Source organism: Azospirillum sp. VT-I1 (genome assembly GCF_055698305.1).
The window spans coordinates 937299-952436 of record NZ_CP168802.1 but is presented as its reverse complement, the minus strand read 5'-3'; the positions used below and the strand labels follow the sequence as shown (position 1 = coordinate 952436).

General features: G+C 67.8%; 14 protein-coding genes. 6 read left to right on the top strand and 8 right to left on the bottom strand.

Features of this window, described 5'->3' with window-relative positions; translation table 11 throughout:
• Positions 1 to 160: 160 nt before the first annotated feature.
• Both AB8P05_RS18265 and AB8P05_RS18260 read left to right on the top strand, forming a co-directional pair.
• Positions 161 to 1087, top strand: a complete 927-nt coding sequence (locus AB8P05_RS18265; RefSeq protein WP_455173842.1) for an ABC transporter ATP-binding protein — start codon at positions 161 to 163, stop codon at positions 1085 to 1087.
• On the top strand, positions 1084 to 1845 hold the full coding sequence (locus AB8P05_RS18260) for an ABC transporter permease (RefSeq protein WP_455173841.1): 762 nt from the start codon (positions 1084 to 1086) through the stop codon (positions 1843 to 1845). The genes AB8P05_RS18265 and AB8P05_RS18260 overlap by 4 nt, the downstream gene beginning before the upstream one ends.
• Positions 1846 to 1946: 101 nt before the next feature.
• Here the strand turns inward: AB8P05_RS18260 and AB8P05_RS18255 are convergent, their stop codons facing one another.
• The gene (locus AB8P05_RS18255) at positions 1947 to 2699 is read right to left on the bottom strand and encodes an SDR family NAD(P)-dependent oxidoreductase (protein WP_472759672.1); all 753 of its coding nucleotides are present in this window, start codon (positions 2697 to 2699) and stop codon (positions 1947 to 1949) included.
• 233 nt (positions 2700 to 2932) lie between these two features.
• Here AB8P05_RS18255 and AB8P05_RS18250 point away from each other — a divergent pair, with 233 nt between their 5' ends.
• Positions 2933 to 3859: a LysR substrate-binding domain-containing protein gene (locus AB8P05_RS18250; RefSeq protein ID WP_472759671.1), complete on the top strand. Its 927-nt coding sequence runs from the start codon at positions 2933 to 2935 to the stop codon at positions 3857 to 3859.
• 87 nt (positions 3860 to 3946) lie between these two features.
• On the opposite strand, the gene AB8P05_RS18245 is transcribed toward AB8P05_RS18250, so the two are convergent.
• On the bottom strand, positions 3947 to 5176 hold the full coding sequence (locus tag AB8P05_RS18245; RefSeq protein ID WP_472759670.1) for an MFS transporter: 1230 nt from the start codon (positions 5174 to 5176) through the stop codon (positions 3947 to 3949).
• A gap of 98 nt (positions 5177 to 5274) precedes the next feature.
• Here AB8P05_RS18245 and AB8P05_RS18240 point away from each other — a divergent pair, with 98 nt between their 5' ends.
• Positions 5275 to 6213: a LysR family transcriptional regulator gene (locus AB8P05_RS18240; RefSeq protein WP_472759669.1), complete on the top strand. Its 939-nt coding sequence runs from the start codon at positions 5275 to 5277 to the stop codon at positions 6211 to 6213.
• Between the two features lie 15 nt (positions 6214 to 6228).
• Here the strand turns inward: AB8P05_RS18240 and AB8P05_RS18235 are convergent, their stop codons facing one another.
• The 6 genes from AB8P05_RS18235 to AB8P05_RS18210 form a co-directional block, all read right to left on the bottom strand.
• Positions 6229 to 7911: a methyl-accepting chemotaxis protein gene (locus AB8P05_RS18235; protein ID WP_472759668.1), complete on the bottom strand. Its 1683-nt coding sequence runs from the start codon at positions 7909 to 7911 to the stop codon at positions 6229 to 6231.
• Positions 7912 to 8084: 173 nt separating this feature from the next.
• The gene (locus tag AB8P05_RS18230; protein ID WP_472759667.1) at positions 8085 to 9422 is read right to left on the bottom strand and encodes an MFS transporter; all 1338 of its coding nucleotides are present in this window, start codon (positions 9420 to 9422) and stop codon (positions 8085 to 8087) included.
• Between the two features lie 168 nt (positions 9423 to 9590).
• Positions 9591 to 10223, bottom strand: a complete 633-nt coding sequence (locus AB8P05_RS18225; RefSeq protein WP_472759666.1) for an N-carbamoylsarcosine amidohydrolase — start codon at positions 10221 to 10223, stop codon at positions 9591 to 9593.
• A 13-nt stretch (positions 10224 to 10236) separates the two neighbouring features.
• Positions 10237 to 10989: a maleate cis-trans isomerase family protein gene (locus AB8P05_RS18220; RefSeq protein WP_472759665.1), complete on the bottom strand. Its 753-nt coding sequence runs from the start codon at positions 10987 to 10989 to the stop codon at positions 10237 to 10239.
• Between the two features lie 18 nt (positions 10990 to 11007).
• Complete coding sequence (locus AB8P05_RS18215) at positions 11008 to 11835, bottom strand: alpha/beta fold hydrolase (protein ID WP_472759664.1); 828 nt, start codon at positions 11833 to 11835, stop codon at positions 11008 to 11010.
• The gene (locus AB8P05_RS18210) at positions 11832 to 12980 is read right to left on the bottom strand and encodes an FAD-dependent monooxygenase (protein WP_472759663.1); all 1149 of its coding nucleotides are present in this window, start codon (positions 12978 to 12980) and stop codon (positions 11832 to 11834) included. The genes AB8P05_RS18215 and AB8P05_RS18210 overlap by 4 nt, the downstream gene beginning before the upstream one ends.
• 468 nt (positions 12981 to 13448) lie before the next feature.
• On the opposite strand from AB8P05_RS18210, the gene AB8P05_RS18205 reads away from it, so the two are divergent.
• Positions 13449 to 14498, top strand: coding sequence for a 2,5-dihydroxypyridine 5,6-dioxygenase (locus tag AB8P05_RS18205; RefSeq protein ID WP_472759662.1), 1050 nt, complete (start codon positions 13449 to 13451; stop codon positions 14496 to 14498).
• A gap of 106 nt (positions 14499 to 14604) precedes the next feature.
• The gene (locus AB8P05_RS18200) at positions 14605 to 15087 is read left to right on the top strand and encodes a MarR family winged helix-turn-helix transcriptional regulator (RefSeq protein ID WP_455173830.1); all 483 of its coding nucleotides are present in this window, start codon (positions 14605 to 14607) and stop codon (positions 15085 to 15087) included.
• Positions 15088 to 15138 lie beyond the last annotated feature (51 nt).

Genomic DNA, 15138 nt, shown 5'->3' with positions numbered 1-15138 from the left:
TAGGGCGGGGGCATGGGGCATGCGGGCGGGGAAGGGCGCGGACATCGCCGCATAGCGGCTGTTACCGCTAACGCGGGTGCGGCAAGGGCCGTCAGACGCTATTGTGGCTCCCGCTTCCGAAAGCGTCCGCAAGTGGCGCACCCGCCAGCCGAGGGGAGACATGCAGCCAATCATTGAGATCCGTGGCCTGGAGAAGACCTATGCGTCCGGCTTCCAGGCCCTGAAGGGCGTCGATCTCGACATCCGCCGCGGCGAGATCTTCGCGCTGCTCGGTCCGAACGGCGCCGGCAAGACCACGCTGATCAGCATCGTCTGCGGCATCGTCCGGGCGACGGCCGGCAGCGTGACGGTGGACGGCCACGACATCATGCGCGACTGGCGCGCCGCGCGGTCCCTGATCGGCCTCGTCCCGCAGGAGCTGACGACCGAGTCGTTCGAGAGCGTCTGGGCGACCGTCAGCTTCAGCCGCGGCCTGTTCGGCAAGCCGCCCAACCCGGCGGTGATCGAGCGGATCCTGAAGGACCTGTCCCTGTGGGACAAGAAGGACACCAAGGTCATGGCGCTGTCCGGCGGCATGAAGCGGCGCGTGCTGATCGCCAAGGCGCTGTCGCACGAGCCGCGCGTCCTGTTCCTGGACGAACCGACCGCCGGCGTCGATGTGGAGCTTCGCCGCGGCATGTGGGAGATGATCGGGCGCCTGCGCGACAGCGGCGTCACCATCATCCTGACCACCCATTACATCGAAGAGGCCGAGGAGATGGCCGACAGCATCGGCGTGATCTCCGGCGGGCGGATCATCCTGGTGGAGGACAAGGCCGCGCTGATGGAAAAGCTGGGCAAGCGGCTGCTGACGCTGCAACTGCAAGCACCGCTGGACGCCATCCCGGCCGAATTCGCCGGCTATCCCCTGACCCTGTCGGGCGACGGGCGGGAGCTGGTCTACAGCTTCGACACCCAGGGCGAGCGCACCGGCATCGCCGGGCTGCTGCGCAAGCTGGGCGACCACGGAATCACCTATACGAACCTGCGCACCGAGGAAAGCTCCCTGGAGGAGATCTTCGTCAGCCTCGTGAAGGAGCGGGCATGAACCTGCATGCGATCAAGGCCATCTACATCTTCGAGCTGGCCCGCACCTGGCGCACGCTGTTCCAGAGCATCGCCGGGCCGGTGATCTCCACGTCGCTGTACTTCATCGTCTTCGGGGCGGCGATCGGCGGCCGCTTCGCGGCGGTGGAGGGCGTCAGCTACGGCGCATTCCTCGTCCCCGGCCTCGTCATGATGTCGGTGCTGACGGAGAGCGTGTCGAACGCCTCCTTCGGCATCTACATGCCGCGCTATTCCGGCACGATCTACGAACTGCTGTCGGCCCCGGTTTCCGCCTTCGAGACGGTGATCGGCTATGTCGGGGCGGCGGCGACGAAGTCGGTCATCCTGGGCACGCTGATCCTGCTGACCGCAAGGCTGTTCGTGGACTTCTCCATCGCCCATCCGTTCTGGATGGTCGCCTTCCTGGTGATGACCTCGGTCACCTTCAGCCTGCTGGGCTTCATCCTGGGCATCTGGGCCGACGGCTGGGAAAAGCTGCAGATCGTGCCGATGCTGATCGTCACGCCGCTGGCCTTCCTGGGCGGAAGCTTCTATTCGATCAGCATGCTGCCGCCCTTCTGGCAGCAGGTCACTCTGTTCAACCCGGTCGTCTATCTGGTCAGCGGCTTCCGCTGGAGCTTCTACGGCGCCGCCGACGTGCCCGTGGCGCTGAGCCTTGCCATGGTGGCGCTGATGCTGGGGATCTGCCTTGCCGTCGTCTGGTGGATCTTCCGCACCGGCTACAAGCTGAAGAACTGACGGCCGCAGCCGGGCCGGGAGGGGACCTTCCCGCCCCGCCCCGGTCGCGGTCGGAATCACGCATAACATGAATTATGGAAATATTGTCCGCTGTCCCCGGTTCAGATGTTCTGGCCGCCCGAGACCTCGATGCGCTGGGCGGTGACCCAGCGGTTGTCGGGGCCGAGCAGGCTCGCCACGGCCGGGCCGATGTCGTCGGGCACACCGACACGGCCAAGCGCCGTCATGGCGGCGAAGGCCTCGTTGTAAGACGGAGTGTCGCGTACCGCGCCGCCGAGGAAGTCGGTCTCGATGGCTCCCGGCGCAATCGCGTTGGCGGTGATGCCGCGGGGGCCGAGTTCCTTCGCCAGATAGTGGGTGAGGATTTCGACCGCACCCTTGGCCGCCGAATAGGCCGAGAATCCGGGAAAGGACACCCGGGTCAGGCCGGAGGAGAAGTTCACGATCCGGCCGCCGTCCGCCAGCAGCGGCAGCAACGCCTGGGTCAGGAAGAAAACGCCCTTCACATGGACGTTGAAGATCAGGTCGAACTGCGCCTCGGTCGTTTCGGCGAAGGCTGCCATTTCGCCATGGCCGGCATTGTTGACCAGATGATCGAAGCGGTCGCGGTCCCAGCCGCGCAAAGCGGAGCGGACACGTTCGACGAAGGCGGGAAAGCCGGAAACATCGGCGGTGTCGAGTTGCAGCGCCGCTGCCCGACGTCCGAGCGCCTGGATCTCGGACACGACGGCCTCCGCCTCCGCGGCCTTGCTGCGGTAGGTGAGGATCACGTCGCCGCCGCGCCGCGCGATGCTGAGAGCGGTGTTGCGGCCGAGCCCGCGGCTGCCGCCGGTCACGATGGAGATGGTGGTCATTGAGTGTTTCCCGTTGTGGCGTGTGGGGGCCGCCGTCAGCCGGTGGAGAGAACTCACCGGCGGCCGGTTCCGGAACCGTTTTGCGGGCTCGCGGCGACGAAGGCGGACTCCCGCTCTCCGGCCATGCCCAGGCGGCACCGGTTACGTGTCTGCAGCACCTTGATAACGGCTGGCTTGCAGCCTGGGAACGACTTCGTATATGTAACATCCATACCTTACAGGCATGGCATCCGATGGAACTCCGTCATCTTCGCTACTTCGTCGCCGTGGCCGAGGAGGGCAGCCTGACGGTGGCCGCCGAACGGCGCCTGCACACCGCGCAGCCATCGCTGAGCCGCCAGCTGCGCGACCTGGAACTGGAGGTCGGCGCACAGCTTTTGCTGCGAAGCTCCCGCGGTGTCGAACTCACGCCGGCCGGCCGCGCCTTTCTGGAGCACGCCCGGCTGTCGTTGCAGGCGGCGGCCGATGCCGTCGCCGCGGCGCGGCGGGCGGTCCGGCCGCCCAAACCGAGCTTCTCGGTCGGCTTCCTGACCGGCCAGGAGGTGGAGTGGCTATCGCATGTCACCCAGATGCTCCGCGGCCATCTGAAGGATATCGATTTCCGGGTATCGAGCGACTTCTCGCCCGACATCGGCGAAGCCATCCAGCGGGGGGAGATCGATCTCGGCATCTGCCGGCTCGAACCGCAGCCGGACGTGTCCTACAAGGTCATCGCGCATGAGCCGATCCTGGTCATCCTGCCGAGGGATCATCCCCTGGCCGCCTGCTCCGCAATCAACGTGCGCGACATCGATCCGGCATCCTTCATCGGCTACACCGACACGCCGCATGTGCTGCGCGGCATCGTGGAGCGCTATCTGCGGGACCGCGGCATCGTGGTGTCGCCGGCCCACAAGCTTGACGGCATCGCCACGGGAATCTCGCTGGTGGCGTCCACCGGCGGAATCACGCTGCTGCCCGCCTATGTCGAGACCCTGCTGCCGCGCTCGCTGGTGAGCCGACCCCTTGCCGGAAATGCGCCGGTGATCGAGATCGCCGCGGGATATCGGGCGGACAACCCCTCTCCCATCCTGCGGGTCTTCCTGGAGAACATCGACCGGCTCATCGCCAGCCGGGCGGCCGGCATCGACCGCTCGATGGGGCAAGCCAGCGAGCCGTGAACAATGAAACGCCCTGGGACCATGCGGAGCCGCATGATCCCAGGGCCTGTGGAAAGCCGAACCTGAACCTTGGTGACGGCGGCCGGGTTACCGTTCCGGCCGGGTGAACAGCCGCAGGACCAGTGCGGCGACGGAGGCCGCGGTCGCCACCGCGATGACGCCGTTCCAGCCCCAAGCCGCCAGCGCTTGGCTGCCCAGCGTGGCGCCGGCCGCCATGCCGATGAACATGCCCACCATCAGCACCGCGTTCAGGCGGCTGCGGGCGGCCGGATCGATGCCGTAGACGATGGTCTGGTGGGCGATCAGCGAGGCCTGGACGCCCAGGTCGAAGCCGACGGCGCTGGCCACCAGCAGCCACAGGCGGCCACCCTCCGGCACCAGCGGCGACAGGAACATGGCGGCGAAGGACAGCGCGGCCAGACCGGCGCCCAGGCGGGTCATCATTTCCGGCCCGCGGCTGTCGGCGATGCGGCCGGCGACCGGCGCCACCAGCGCACCCGCCGCGCCGGCCAGACCGAAGGCACCGGCCGCGGCGGCACCCAGATGGAACGGCGCGCCATGCAGCATGACCGCCAGCGTCGACCAGAAGGCGCTGAAGCCCAACGACAGCAGCCCCTGAGCCATCGCGGCCCGGCGCAGCGCCGGATGGCGGCTCCACAGCACGGTCAGCGATGCCAGCAGCTCACCGTAACCCAGGCTTGTCGTCGGTGCGAAGCGCGGCAGGCCGCGCCACAGCGCAACGCCCAGCAGCGCGATGCTGCCCGCCGCCGCGACGAACACAGCACGCCAGCCGAAATGCTCTGCGATGAGGCCGCTGACCACCCGCGACAGCAGGATGCCCAGCAGAAGGCCGGTCATCACCGTGCCGACCACCCGGCCGCGGTGTTCCGCCGGGGCCAGCGTCGCGGCGGCGGGAACGATGTCCTGCGCCAGCGTCGCCGACAGGCCGAGAACCAGGCTCGCCGCCAGAAGGCCGGCGATGGACGGCGCGAATCCCGCCGCCAGCAGTGCGGCGACCAGCACCGCCGCCTTCGCCAGGATGATCCGGCGCCGGTCGAAACGGTCGCCCAGCGGCGCCAGCAACAGGATGCCGGCGGCATAGCCGAGCTGGGTCAGCGTCGGCACCCAGCCGACCGACCGGCCGTCGGCCTGGATGTCGGGTCCGAGGATGCCCAGCATCGGTTGGCTGTAATAGAGCGATGCCGCCGCCAGACCGGCACCGGCGGCCAGCAGGAAAACCAGCGGCCGGCTGAGCCCGGCATCGGAGGGCGCCGGCATCGCAGCTGCGGCGCTATGCGCGGTTTGAATGGTCGTCATCGTGAGACCCTCTCAAGAAACTGAACGAGAGGGACTATGGCCGCGGGTCTGATGGGACGGTAGCCGGATCAGGTGTAGATTTGCTATACGTAGTGCGTATGAGCACTGATCTCCCGGCAGCCGGCAGCGACCGCATCGCCCTATTGGAAACCTTCGTCCGCATCGTGGAGGCCGGCAACCTGTCGGCCGCGGCGGCGCAACTCGGCAGCACCCAGCCGACGGTCAGCCGCCGCCTGCAACAGCTGGAACGGATGCTGGGCGTCCGCCTGCTGCAGCGCTCCACCCACCGGATGGCGCTGACCGACGACGGGGCGCGCTGCTACGAGCGGGCGAAGGACCTGCTCGCCGGCTGGCAGATGCTGGAAAGCGACGTGCGCGGGGCGGACGACCAGCCGTCCGGCCATCTGCGGGTGGTGGCGCCGCATGCGTTCGGGCAGCAGCAGCTGATCGGGCCGGTGGCCGACTACCTGCAACGCTACCCGCGGATGACGGTGGAATGGCTGCTGCATGACCGCATGCCCGATTTCATCGGCGAGGGGATCGACTGTGCCATCCGCGTCGGCGAGGTCGGCGACCCGTCGGTGATCGCCCTGCGGCTGGCGGAGGTGCCGCGGATCGCCGTCGCCTCCCCTGCCCTGCTCGGCGGGCGTCCGGTCCCGGCGCATGCGTCGGAGCTGGCGGATCTGCCCTGGCTGGCTCTGCGCACCTTCTATCGCGACGAGGTGACGCTGACCCATGCCGATACCGGCGAGGCGGTGACCTTTCCCATCCGCCCGCGCCTGTCCACCGACGGGCTGCAGGCGATCCGCAACGCGGCGCTTCGCGGGCTGGGGGCTGCCATCGGATCGCAATGGGCGCTGGTGGAGGATCTGGCGGCAGGCCGGCTGGTGCATCTGGCGCCGGACTGGCGGGCGGCACCGCTTCCGGTTCATCTGGTCTATCCGCCGGCCCGCCACCAGCCGGCACGGCTGCGCCGCTTCATCGAGGCGATGCGCGTCGCGGTGCCCATCGCCTTCCGGACGATCCAGGCACCGTGACGGCGAACCGCAAGCTCAGGCGGCGCGGACGGTGGAGAGGAAGTCCTCGACCTCGCTGCGCAGCTTGACGGTCTCGCGCACCAGACCGCTGGCGGCCTCCAGCACGCCCGACGCGGCGGTGCCGGTCTGCCCGACGGTCTGGGCGACGCCGGCGATGTTGCTGTTGACCTCCGCCGTGTGGCGGGCGGCCTGCTGGATGTTGGCGCCGATGTCCTTGGTGGCGGCGCTCTGCTGCTCCACCGCCGATGCGATGGCGGTGGCGATGTCGCTGACCGAGGTGATGGTGGCGCCGATGCCCTGCACCGCCGTCACCGTGCTGCCGGTGAACTGCTGGATTTCCAGCACCTTGGCCTGGATGTCGTCGGTGGCGCGGGCGGTCTGGTTGGCGAGCGCCTTCACCTCGCTTGCCACGACGGCGAAGCCCTTGCCATGCTCGCCGGCGCGGGCCGCCTCGATGGTGGCGTTCAGCGCCAGCAGGTTGGTCTGGCCGGCGATGGCGTTGATAAGCTCCACCACCTGACCGATCTCCTGGGCGGCCGACGCAAGGCTCTGGATCATGCCGTCGATCTTCGCCGCCTCGTCCACCGCGCGGCCGGCAACGGAGGTGGACATCGTCACCTGACGGCCGATCTCGGCGATGGAGGCGAACAGCTCCTCCGTCGCGGCGGCGACGGTGTTGACGTTGCTGCTGGCCTGCTCCGACGCCTGCGACACCGCATGCGCCTGGGTGCCGGACCGGTCGGCGGCGCCGGCCATGCCGGTGGCGGTGCTCTCCATCTGATGGGCCGCGGCGGCGACGGTGCTCACCACGCCCAGCACGCGCGCCTCGAACCGGGCGGCCATGTCGAGCAGGGCGGCGCGGCGCTCGGCCTCCGTGCGGTCCTTCTGCGCCTCGGCCTCCGCCTGCAGGCGGCGCACCTCGATGCCGTTGCGCTTGAACTCCTCCAGCGCGCGGGCGAGCGTGCCGACCTCGTCCCCGCGGTCCTGGTGGCCGATGGCGACAGACAGGTCGCCGGTGGAAATGCGGTTGGTCGCCTGGGTCAGCTGCAGGATGGGGGTGGTGATGCGCCGGCCGATCCAGACGGCGAGGCCGAGGCTGACCGCGGCCAGCACCGCGATCACAGCGGCGATGTTCAGCATGGTCTGCAGGCGCGCGGCGGCGACGGTGTCGAGATAGACGCCGGAGCTGACGACCCAGCCCCATCCCTTGGTCAGCTTGGAATAGGCCGACTTCTCCACCGGATCGCTGGAGCCCGGCTTGGGAAAGAAGAAGGAGGAATAGCCGCCGCCGGATTCGGCCGCCGCGATCTCGTCGCGCACGAACAGCCGGCCGGTCTTGTCGGTGCTGTCCCACATCGCCTTGCCTTCGACCTGCGGGTTCAGGTGGGCCAGGATGTTGCCCTTGCGGTCGAGGATCAGCGCGTACTCAGTGCCGTCGTAGCGGGCCGACCGCGCGATGTCGAGCGCCAGCTTCTGCGCGTCGGCGACCGGCAGCTCGCCGGAGGCGGCGCGCTGTTCGAAGCGTTCGATGATGGAGGTCACCATCTCCACCGCGACGCGGGCGCGGGCCTGGCGCTCCTCCATCATCACGGTGCCGAGCGACCTTGCGGTCATGGCCCCGGCGCCGACCAGCGCCAGGACGGTGATCAGGGGCAGCAGCAGAAGGCGCCCCCGGATGCCACGCAATGCGGAAATCATGTCTCTGTTGTCCCCCGGCGACTGGCTTTGAGGCGTGCGTCTCGGCCGCGCCGTGGCCGGACCCGCCGGAACGGCCGACCGGCGCCGCACCCCTGGGGCGGCGCCGGCCGAGCCGTTTACACACTCATATCGCGTGATCTTTCACAGATGGTTTACACGCTGAATCATCATGCTCAGCGGTTCACCACCTTGGGCGGGAGCGCATAGACCAGCAGGGCGCCGATCACGAGACAGCCGGAGAAGAACCACAAGGCGGCGCTGCTGCTGCCGGTCAGGTCGATGACGATGCCGATCAGCGAGTTGCTGACCAGACCGGCGATGCTGGCGAGCGAGATCGCCATGGCGAAGCCGGTGGCGGCCGCCGTGCCCTTCAGGAAGGTGGCCGGCAGGCTGAAATAGGCGGGAAGCGGACCCAGCACGCCGACCGACGCGATGGTGAACAGCGCCACGGTGGCGACGAGGTTCTCGGCGAAGAATGTGCTGGTCGCCATCGCGGCCGAGGCGGCCAGGAAGGGGATGATGATGTGCCAGCGGCGCTCGCGCATCCGGTCGGAACTGGCGCCGATCAGCAGGATGCCGACCACCGCGACGATGTTGGGGATCATGGTCAGCAGGCCGATGTGGAACGGGTCCATCACGCCGGTCTTGCGGATGAAGGTCGGCAGCCAGAAACCGATGGCGTAGGCGGTCAGCAGGATGGCGAAGTCGATGCCGCCCAGCATCCAGACCTTCAGGTTCAGCAGCCCTTCCTTGAAGCTGTGGCCGACATTCTTGGCCTCGGCATCGTCGCCGCGCAGGTCGACGGCAAGGCGGGCCTTCTCATCCTCCGACAGCCACTTGGCGTCCTTGTAGGAGTTGGGCAGGGCGACGAAGGTCAGGAAGCCCAGGATGACGCTGGGCAGCGCTTCCAGCAGGAACAGCCACTGCCAGCCGCGCAGGCCCTGGACATTGTCGAAATGGCTCATGATCCAGCCCGACAGCGGGCCGCCGATCACGCTGGACAGCGGCAGGCCGATGACGAACAGCGCCATGATGCGGCCGCGGCGGTAGGTCGGGAACCACAGCGTCAGGTAATAGAGCACGCCCGGCAGGAAGCCCGCCTCGGCGGCGCCCAGCAGGAAACGGACGATGTAGAACTGGGTCGGCGTGGTGACCAGCATGGTGGCGGCGGACAACAGGCCCCAGGTGATCATGATGCGGGCGATCCACAGCCGCGCGCCGACGCGGGTCAGCACGAGGTTGCTCGGCACCTCGAACAGGATGTAGCCGACGAAGAACAGGCCGGCGCCCAGACCATAGGCGGCCTCGCTGAACTGCAGGTCACCCATCATCTGCAGCTTGGCGAAGCCGATGTTGATGCGGTCGAGATAGGCCGCCAGATAGCAGAAGCAGAGGAAGGGAATGAGGCGCCAGGTGATCTTCTTGTAGAGCTGTTCCGCATCGACGGATTGCGCCGCGCCCAAAGCTACATTGGGTGCGGCATTCGCTGTTGTCGTCTGGGCATAGGACATGTCGTCTGTCTCCTTACGCTGATCGCGTTGTGAACCCGTCCTGTTTTTTCACGCCGGCGCCGCCTGTCTCGGGTGCGGCGCCGGTTGTCGGTCCCAGTTTTGTTTTTTGTTGGTCCTGAAGTGCTCATCCCCTTCTCCCCGAGGGGGAGAGGGGATTCTACCGGTATCTCACCGGCCGAACCGGTCGATCACCTCCTGCTTGTTCACCACGTCGCCGTATTTGCTGTCGATGTCGAACAGGTTGGCCTCGTGCGGGCCGTCGTGGCGGTCGCCGACGCAGTCGCGCACCACGATGGTGCGGAAGCCGTGCTGGACCGCATCGACGGCGCTGGCGCGGATGCAGCCGCTGGTCGAGCAGCCGGTTAGCACCACCGTGTCCACCCCCATCGCATGCAGCATCGGGGCGAGGCTGGTGCCGAAGAAGGCGCTGGCATATTGCTTTGAGATCACCACCTCATGCGCGAGCGGCGTGACCTCCGGGCAGAAGGCGGCGAGCGGGTTGCCCTCCACCATGTCCTTCATCACCGGGGCCTTGCGCACCCACATGCCGCCGTCGGCGAAATGGCCGGGGTGATAGCGGATGTTGGTGTGGACGACCGGGATGCCGGTACGGCGGGCGGCGTCCAGCAGGTCCACCGTTTCCGCCACCGCGCTCACCACGCCGGGGGCGTAGAGCGGCGCGCCTTCGGTGGTGTAGCCCTGCATGAAGTCGATCACCAGCAGGGCCGGCCGCTCGCCGAAGCCGATCCGGTTGCCCCAGACGCCCTTGTAATTGTCGGATGCGCTCTGCCCGTCGGTCATGCGCCTCACCTCCTCAGTAAGCGCCGGACAGCAGGGCGCCGGCGCCGGGAACGATCGGCTCCAGCTTCAGCGCCTTCAGCATGGCGTAGGTCGTGGCGATGGCGGCGGTCAGCACCGGCTTGCCGGTCTCCGCCTCCACCCGCGGCACCACCGGCAGCGACGGCATCTGCACGCAGGCGGATAGGACGACCACGTCCACGCCCTCCAGGTTCATGCCGCGCACGATGTCCGGCAGGTTGTTGGGGTCGTGGCGAGCGACATCGAGGTTGTCGGGGATCTCCAGCGCGCGCCAGTCCTGCACCTCGAAGCCCTCGGCGCGGATGTAATCCACCACCAGTTCGGTCAGCGGGCGCATGTAGGGGGCGACGATGGCGATGCGCTTGGCGCCCATCACCTTCAGCCCGTCGACCAGGGCGCCGGCGCTGGTGACCACCGGGGCCGGCGCGTCGTTCTCCAGCGTCTTGCGGGCGAGGCGCGCTTCGGAATCGCGGTGGTAGCCGAGGCCCATCGACATGATGGCGACGAGGCAGGCATAGCCCAGCACATCGACGCGGGCGTCCGACAGCTCGACGGCGCAGCGGTCGGATTCGGCGTCCATCGCCGCCAGCTCGTCCTTCTTGACCGTCTTCATCCGCATGCGGGCGGAATGGAAGGTGAAGCGTTCGGGGCGGATCGCCTGACGCGCGGTCAGCATGGCCGGGATTTCCGTTTCCATGGTGACGTTGGAGCTGGGGACGATCTGGCCGATGCGGTACAGCGAAGACATGGGATCTGTTCCTGTGTGTCAGGCGAGGGGATGGCCGAGGCTGTCGCCGAAGGCGGCGAAGAAGCCGTCGAGGTTGTCCCAGGGGATCATGTGCCCGGCATTGGGGACGCGGGCGATGCGGATGGCGGGCTGGAGGCGGGCGATCTCCTCCTCATCCTCCGGCAGGATGACGCCGCCGCGGCCGGCGACGATCAGCAGCGCGGGGGCCGGCAGCTTCGGCAGGTCGGCATGGATGTCGTCCTGGTGGAAGCCCTCATAGGTCCGGACGATGGCCGGCTCGTAGCAGGTGTGCAGCCATTCGGCGCGCAGGCGCAGCTGCTCCTCCGTCCAGGTCGGGCAGAAGGCGCGCATGGCGTCGGCATCCATGCCCTTCAGCGACTGGCGGATCGAATCGACGTACCAGGGCAGGCCGCTGGGATAGGGCCGGCGGCCCGGGCCGGAGACCGGCGGATCGACCAGCACCAGCTGGCGCAGGCCCTTCCCGTCCCCGCGCACCGAGGCACGGATGGCGAAGCGGGCGCCCATGGAATGGCCGACCAGGACGTAATCGGTCAGGCCGAGCGCAGCGACGAAAGCGTTCACATCGTCGGCGCAGGCATCAATGCCGTAATCCAGATGCGGACCGCTTTCCGACAGGCCGCGCCCGCGCACGTCCAGCACATAGGTGTCGAACTGTTGCCCGAAGCGTTCGGCGACGAAGCCCCAGGTGACCGCCGGGCTGGTGATGCCGGGGATCAGCACGATGGCCGGGCGTCCGGCATGCCGCTCCCCGCCATAGCGCAGGTAATGCTGGCGGATACCGTTGGCCTGGACGTTGGCGCCGTAGAGGAAGGTCGAGGCGGTCATGCCGCGATGCCTTCGCGCAGCGGCTGCTCATAGACGTCGTAGCCGAAGACCCAGGCCGGATCCTCCTGCGTGCGCAGGAAGGTGTTGGCGTTGGACACCGCCTGCACCCGCGTCGCGCGGTCCTTGCGGTTGGCCTCGTACAGCGCGAAGGCGGTGCGGTAGTCGGTCAGGCCGGTCTCACTCAGGCAGCGGGTCAGCATCGCCGCGTCCTCGATCGCCATGCCCGCGCCCTGCGCCATGTGCGGCTTCATCGGATGGCAGGCGTCGCCCAGCAGGACCAGCCGGCCGCGGCTCCACAGCGGCAGCGGGTTGCGGTTGCGCAGCGGCCACTTGGTGACCTCCTCCGTGCACTCGATCAGCGCCTGGACGGTCGGGTGGTAGCCCTGGAACGCCTCGTACATCTCCTCGCGGCTGCTGTCGACGAAGGCTTCCTGGAAGTCCCAGGCCGGATGCGGCACGCCGGTGACGTAGTAGTATTCGTCGCGCTTCCCGGTGGTGAAATAGACCATCATGTGACGGTCCTCCGTCCACCACTTGATGCAGTCCTCGAAGGTCAGGTCGTATTTCGCCAGCTGGTCGCCGCGGATCAGCGCGCGGTGGGCGACCCAGCCGCTGTAGTTCGGCGCTTCGACACCCAGCAGGGCCTCGCGGATGCGGGAGTTGATGCCGTCGGCGCCGATGACGATGTCGGCCCGCGCCTCCGTCCCGTCGGCGAAGGTCATGTGGACGTCGTCGCCGCTGTCGGTGATCGTCTCCAGCCGCTTGTCGAAATGGACGGTGCCGGGGGCCAGCGTGTCCATCTGCAGCAGATGCATGTCGCCGCGGTGGACGGTGACATAGGCGGCGCCGTACTCGCGCTTGGCGAAGTCGCCCAGCGGGATGCGCGACAGGTAATCGCCGGTGAAGCCGTCGCGGCTGAACCAGAAGTCCGGCTTGGAGCCCATCGCCTCCAGCGGCTTTTCGATGCCGAGGCGGCGGAACACCTTCATAACGTTGGGACCGACATGGATGCCCGCGCCCAGGCGGGAGAATTCAGGGGCCTGTTCGTAGACATCCACCTGGAACCCGGCCTGCTGCAGAAGCCCGGCGGCGGCGGCACCGCCCAGCCCGGCCCCGACAATCGCGATTCTCTGAGTCTTTCCCATGGATATTGCCCTTCGCTGACGTGGGGGTATTCGGCCGCCGCCGCCGCTGGGCGCGCGACCGGATGCAAGGGTGCGGAAAGGGGTCCGGGGGCTTCTCTCCCCGGCGCCGGCCGGCGACCGTTGCGTTGAACTCGATATGAAGTGTGTACGCTGTTTCAGCTTGCCACGCAACACAATTCGTCATACAACGCTACTCAGGCTTTCCGGGGTGGTTCGGGCCGTTTGTGGCGCGAACTGACCGCGAATTAGCCTTGTAGAGCCTCATTTTAAATCACTGATGCCTATTTGTTATTCATATCGGCACAGCGGCAGCGAAGGGCTTACCCCCATACTGTTCATAGCCGAATTAAGCCTATACGCTCTATATGTCCTGGTCAGCCCGCCGCGATGATCGGCGGATGTCCACCCGGAAACAGGGCCCGGATCGCGCCTTCGGCGACCGCGGCCACTAAGGTTGGGAGAGATGAGATGCCGGTGAGCGACCGCGAACTGACGCAGATGTTCGAACGGGTTCTGACCCTGTCCAAGGTGGACAAGACACAGAGCGTCGCTGTGTTGAAAAGCGACTATTCCAACCCGCGCATCGTGCGTGCGGCGATGGACGCGGCCCAGCGCCTGGGGGCGAACGTGTACGGGGTCGAACTGCCGGCCTTCAACCACCCGCGCGCCATGGGCATGGACATGACCGCCTATTGCGGCGACACGCCCCTGACCGGCAACCTCGCCGCCCAGCGCGCGCTGGAGGCGGCCGACCTGATCGTCGACACCATGATGCTGCTGCATTCGCCCGAGCAGGAGCAGATCCTGAAGACCGGCACCCGCATCCTGCTGGCGGTCGAACCGCCGGAGGTGCTGGCCCGCATCATGCCGACGGAAGAGGACAAGATCCGCGTCAACGCCGCGGCGGACCGGCTGAAGCGCGCCCGCTCCATCGCCGTGACCTCCAAGGCCGGCAGCGATTTCCGCGCGACGCTCGGCCAGTATCCGACGGTGACGGAATACGGATTTGCCGACGAGCCTGGCCGTTGGGACCATTGGCCGAGCGGCTTCCTGTTCTCCTGGCCGGACGAGGGCAGCGCCGAAGGCACGCTGGTGCTCGACGTCGGCGACATCCTGCTGCCCTTCAAGACCTATGTGCGGGAGAAGGTGACGCTGGAGATCGAGGAGGGCTTCATCCGCCGCATCCATGGCGGGTTCGAGGCGGAGTACCTGCGCGACTACATGGCCTATTTCAAGGATCCGGAGGTCTACGGCATCTCCCACATCGGCTGGGGCCTGCAGCCGCGGGCGCAATGGACGGCGATGGGCCTGCACGACAAGAACGACGGCATGTGCATGGACGCCCGCGCCTTCTACGGCAACTTCCTGTTCTCCACCGGGCCGAACACCGAGGTCGGCGGCAGCCGCAAGACCCCCTGCCACATGGACATCCCGCTTCGCGGCTGCGATATCCTGCTGGACGGCGAACCGGTGGTGCTGGCCGGCGACGTGGTGGCGCCGGAGGCGTCCAGGGCATGACGGGGCATCCCGGGGCAGCAAGGTGGTGAAAGCCCGCCGCCCTTCCCTGCCCCTGCCGCCGCTGCTATCGTTCGCCACACACCCGGTCCACCGCATGTTGTCCCCGATGTCCCAAGACCTGCTGCCCGAAGACGGCGCCGATGCCGGCCCCGGAAAAGCCGACTACGTCTTTTCCGACCAGATCGGCCATCTGCTGCGGCGGGCCTATCAGCGGCACCTCGCCATCTTCCAGCGCAACGCCTGCGACCCGCAGCTGACCTCGGTGCAGTTCGTCACGCTCTGCGCCATCCGCGACAACGGGCCGAGTTCGCTGATCGAGCTGGTGAAGTCCACCGCCATCGACCAGGCGACGATCCGCGGCATCGTCGACCGGCTGAAGGCGCGCGGGCTGATCCACCAGACCTCCGATCCGCAGGACCGGCGCAAGGTCATCAACTGCCTGACCGACGAGGGGCGGCAATTGCTGGAGGACATGGTCCCCTGCGCCAAGCGGATCAGCGAGCTGACCATGGGGCAGCTGAACCCGGCGGAACGGCTGGCGGTCACCCATGTCCTGCAGAAGATGATCGCGCAGGACGGGGAGGAGTAACCCCCGTTGAACGGGCCGCAGGGGCCATTTCACCCCGCGGAGGCCCGCGGG